At 69.0% G+C, this 4107-nt stretch carries 5 protein-coding genes; all 5 read right to left on the minus strand.

From position 1 onward, the window contains the following. On the minus strand, nt 1–662 hold a 662-nt coding region (locus tag V7E05_RS13745; protein WP_442891686.1), incomplete at its 3' end, for a WYL domain-containing protein. Nucleotides 663–691: 29 nt separating this feature from the next. Further along, nucleotides 692–1675, minus strand: a complete 984-nt coding sequence (locus tag V7E05_RS13750) for a helix-turn-helix transcriptional regulator (protein WP_333620201.1) — start codon at nt 1673–1675, stop codon at nt 692–694. A gap of 4 nt (nt 1676–1679) precedes the next feature. Next, nucleotides 1680–3086 (minus strand): Pup--protein ligase, encoded by a 1407-nt coding sequence (gene pafA / locus V7E05_RS13755; RefSeq protein WP_333620202.1) that lies wholly within the window; start codon nt 3084–3086, stop codon nt 1680–1682. Continuing rightward, entirely contained in the window at nt 3083–3259 is a 177-nt protein-coding gene (locus V7E05_RS13760; protein WP_333620203.1) for a ubiquitin-like protein Pup, read from the minus strand. The genes pafA and V7E05_RS13760 overlap by 4 nt, the downstream gene beginning before the upstream one ends. 47 nt (nt 3260–3306) lie before the next feature. Next, nucleotides 3307–4107: proteasome accessory factor PafA2 family protein (locus V7E05_RS13765; protein ID WP_333620204.1), on the minus strand; the 801-nt coding region annotated here is incomplete at its 5' end.

The following is a 4107-nucleotide window of genomic DNA, read 5'->3' on the forward strand; positions in this document are numbered from 1 at the left end:
CGTAGGTAAGAATGTTCGGGCTCGACGTGGAGATGCCCGCCGTCGACGACCCGCAGCCGCGTCGAATCCGAACCCGCAGAGTGATACAGGAACCGCACGGCATGGCCCTGCCGCAGGGCGGCCCTCAGCTCCGTCGCCGTTGCACCCCCGGATACTCCCCCGGATGACGACGGACCCGAGCCAGTCGCCATGGCGTCGAGCGGAACGTCGGCCGGAGCCACGGCGCTCAACATCTGTAGCGCCTCCTCGAGTCCCTCCGGATCGACGACCTCCTCCCGCCCCGCGAGCGCGGCAAGCGCCGTCTTCAACGTGATCGCCTCCTCGAAGGTGAGGCGGAGCGGCCTGGTGATGCCCGCGAACTCGATGACCTCGACGTAGTCGGCCCGGGCGAGATCGGCATCGTCGTCGAACGAGTCGGTCCCGGGGGAACCGGCACCTGCGCCGTCATCCACCGAACCGGATCCCGGCGCAGGCACCTCGGCGGGTTCGCTCCAGAACGCGAGATCGATGAGATCGCCGGGGCCGTAGCCCGGCAGCCCGCAAGTCCAGAGCTGGGTCAGGGTGTCGCGGAGCTGCTTTGCGGTGATCTCCAAGGCGCGGGCGGCTTCGGAGACGCGCGTGGGCCCGCCCTGGCGGCGGAAATACGCGAGCACCGTGAGCATGCGGGCCGCGGAGACCGGGGAACGTGGCGTCATGATGCCCATCCTTTCGCCGCGGTAAGGGCGGATACGACGGAATCGACGAGCGACTCGGGGGCGAGGGCGACAGCTCTCGAACCTGCCCCCGCGACGAGCTCGGTCGCGGCATTGAGCGTGATACCCGGTATCTCCAGCTCCTCACCCGCGACTCCGTCGAGCTCCGTCGGCGTGGAGGACGCGGCGCGAGAGCGGAGCACCGCGCCGACCCCGTTCGCGACCCACACCCACGCGTCGACGACCGGGTCGAATGCTCGCACGGTGGACTCGAGGATCCGTTGGACTTCGGGAATCGGCGGGCGCTCGGCCGCCGCGGTGGCGCCTGAGCCGGACGTCACGGCCTTGACCTCGGCGACCCGGGAGAGGCGGAAGCAGCGCACCCCGTCGCGGTCTCGGTCGTGGCCGACGACGTACCAGTGGCCACCCTGCGAACCCACGAGCCAGGGCTCGAGCGTCCGCGTGCGCGGCGTCTCCGCTCCGACCGCGGCGTGGGAGAATGTGGCGACCTTGCGCTGCGTGCTCAGCTCGGCGAATTCGGCGGCGACCGTCAGCTCGCCCGAGTCGACCGCATCGGACTCGACTTCGACGGGCACGCCGAGCTCGGGCCGGATTCCCGCGGCCCGCAGCTTGGTGAGCGCGCCGGAGAGTTCGGCGTTGCGCGCGGCCCCGCTCCACACCTCGCCGACCACCGCGAGCACGGCGGCGGCTCGCGGCGTCGGCTCGATCGGCGGGAGCTCGATGTCCGCGCGGTGGATGAGATACCCCAGTGGCCCCTCGGGCGTCTCCCCGACGTCGATCCGGATCCCGGACTTCTCCAGCTCCGCCTTGTCCCGCTCGAAGGTCCGCAGGAACGCATTGTGGTTCGCGGAGTCCTCATAGCCCTGGACGGTGCTCGCGATGGCCTCGGCGGAGATGTACTGCTGCCGGGACATCAGACAGATCACCAGGTTGACCAGGCGCTGGGACTTGGAAGTGGACACGCGCCTATGTTACGGAAGCGAACCCCGCGATGAGATCGGCGACACGCTCGTCCTCGGTGACGAAGGGGTCGAGGAGCGCCACCGTGTTGGCCACGGTCGAGGTCCCCGAACCGGACTTGAGGTGTACCCAGTCGACGCTGAACTCCGCCCCCGCCTCTTGCGCCGCGGAGATGAAGGCGCCGCGCAACTTCGCCCTCGTGCTCTGCGGAGGGGTCTCGGCGGCCGCGGCGATCTCCTCGTCGGAGGTGATGCGGACCAGCTGTCCGCGCGCTTCGAGGAGGCGGGCGATGCCACGACCCTGGCGGATGTCGTGAAACGCGAGGTCGACTTGCGCGAGCTTCGGGTCCCCGAGTTCGAGGCCGCCTTTTTCCTGGTAGGCACGAATCAGCCGGAGCTTCGCCGCCCAGTCGATTTCCGCGGCGATCGAGGAGAAGTCGCCGCTCTCGATCGCGTCGAGGGCGCGGCGCCACAGGTCGAGCATCGCGGCGTAGTCCTCGCGGTCCTCTCGCTCGTCGCCTGCCTCCTCGGACCGGGCGAAATGAGCCTCGGCCTCGGCGAGGAACTCGCGCTGGATCGCCATCGCGGTCGCGGTGCCGCCGCCGGCGAGCGCGACCTCGGCGCCGCCGCCGAGATCCCGGGAGACCTCGCGGATCGCGCGGACGGGATTGGCGATCGCCAGGTGCGACATCGATACGCCGGACTCGAGAAGTTCGAGGACGAGCCGCGTCGAGGCGATCTTGAGCATCGTCGTCGCGTCGATCATGTTCGAATCGCCGACGATGATGTGCATCCGCCGGAAACGCTTGGAGTCCGCGTGCGGCTCGTCTCGAGTGTTGATCATCGGGCGCGAGCGGGTCGTCGCGGAGGAGACTCCGTCCCACATGTGCTCGGCGCGCTGGGAGAAGCAGTACGTTGTCGAGCCGTCGGGTTCGGTGAGGATCTTTCCTGCACCGCAGATCAATTGCCTCGTGACGAGGAACGGGAGCAGCTCGACGGCGACGTCCCGCAGCACGTTGGACCGATCGACGAGGTAGTTCTCGTGGCAGCCATACGAATGCCCCGCGGAGTCGGTGTTGTTCTTGAAGAGGAAGACCTTCGCGTCGATCCCCTGTTCGGCGAGTGTGCGCTCGGCATCGACGGCGAGATCGTCGACGATCTTCTCCCCCGCCCTGTCGTGCGCGATGAGCTGGCGGAGCCCGTCGCATTCGGCCGTCGCGAACTCGGGATGCGAGCCGACGTCGAGGTAGAGTCGGGAGCCGTTGCCGAGGAAGACGTTCGACGAGCGGAACTGCTCGACGATCGGGCGGAAGAGGAATCGGGCGATCTCGTCCGCGCCCAGCGCCCTGGAGCCCTTCGCCGACACGGACGTGATCCCGAACTCCGTCTCGATGCCGACGATGCGCCGGATCACTGACCGCCCTTTTGCACGTAGGACTTGACGAACTCCTCGGCGTTGGTCTCGAGGATGTCGTCGATCTCGTCGAGGAGAGAGTCCGCCTCGCCCGTCTGGGCGGCCTTCGCGACCTGTCCGGCCTCGTCGTCGTCCCCTCCGCCGGAGTTCCGTGTGGTGCTGATCTGGGACATGGCGTCCCTCCTTCTCTTCTGATGGTTCGGTTGCCGGTGGGCCCGATCTAGCCGGACGCGCCGCGGCTCGCCGCTCGGTCGCCTGCGACAACGTGGGTGGGTGCGGACGGTGAGAGCGAGAGCAGCTCGGGACGCTCCTCGGTCTCCGTTCGCGTGCCCGCGTACGGATCGGGCATGGCCACGAGACGGGGATCGCCCGCGTCGTCGATGATCGTGAGCTGATCCCAGCCCGCCGCGAAGATGCGCTCCCCGAGCGTGCCGATCGCCTCGCCGCGGAGCCACGCCCTGGTGTTCTCCGGCGGATTGATGACGGCGGACCGCACGTCCTCCTCGTCCACGAGTCGCCGGATGCGGCCGCGCGCCGCGAGCCTGTTGTAGAGGCCGCGCTCGGGATCGATGTCCGAGTACTGGATGTCGAGGGCCGCGAGCTTGGGGTCGTCCCATTCGAGCCCATCGCGCCTGCGCAACCCATCGAGGAGCGCGAGCTTCGCCGGCCAGTCGAGGCGGTCGGCGCACGAGAGCGGATCCGTGGCGAGCGCATCGAGGATCGCCTCCCACTCGTCGAGGACCTCCGCTGCCCAATTCGGAGTCGAGGCGTTCCCCTCGGCGTGCGCTCGGACTCGTGCGAGGATCTCCCGCTGGATCTCGAGCGCGGTGAGCTCCCGCCCGTCGGCGAGGTGGATCGCCCGCTTTAGTCCGGTGTCGTGGCTGATGACGCCGACCGCGCTGGGCGGATCGAGCGCCTGGAGATCGGCGAAGCGGACGCCACTCTCGATCGCGTCGAGGACGAGCGAGGTGGTGCCGATCTTGAGGAACGTCGCCAGCTCGGACATGTTCGCGTCGCCGAT

The organism is Dietzia sp. (assembly GCF_036741115.1).
GTDB lineage: Bacteria > Actinomycetota > Actinomycetes > Mycobacteriales > Mycobacteriaceae > Dietzia.

Coding starts and splice junctions, on each gene's coding strand:
- V7E05_RS13760 (WP_333620203.1), bottom strand. CDS start 3,259: ATGTCCCAGATCAGCACCACACGGAACTCCGGCGGAGGGGACGACGAC.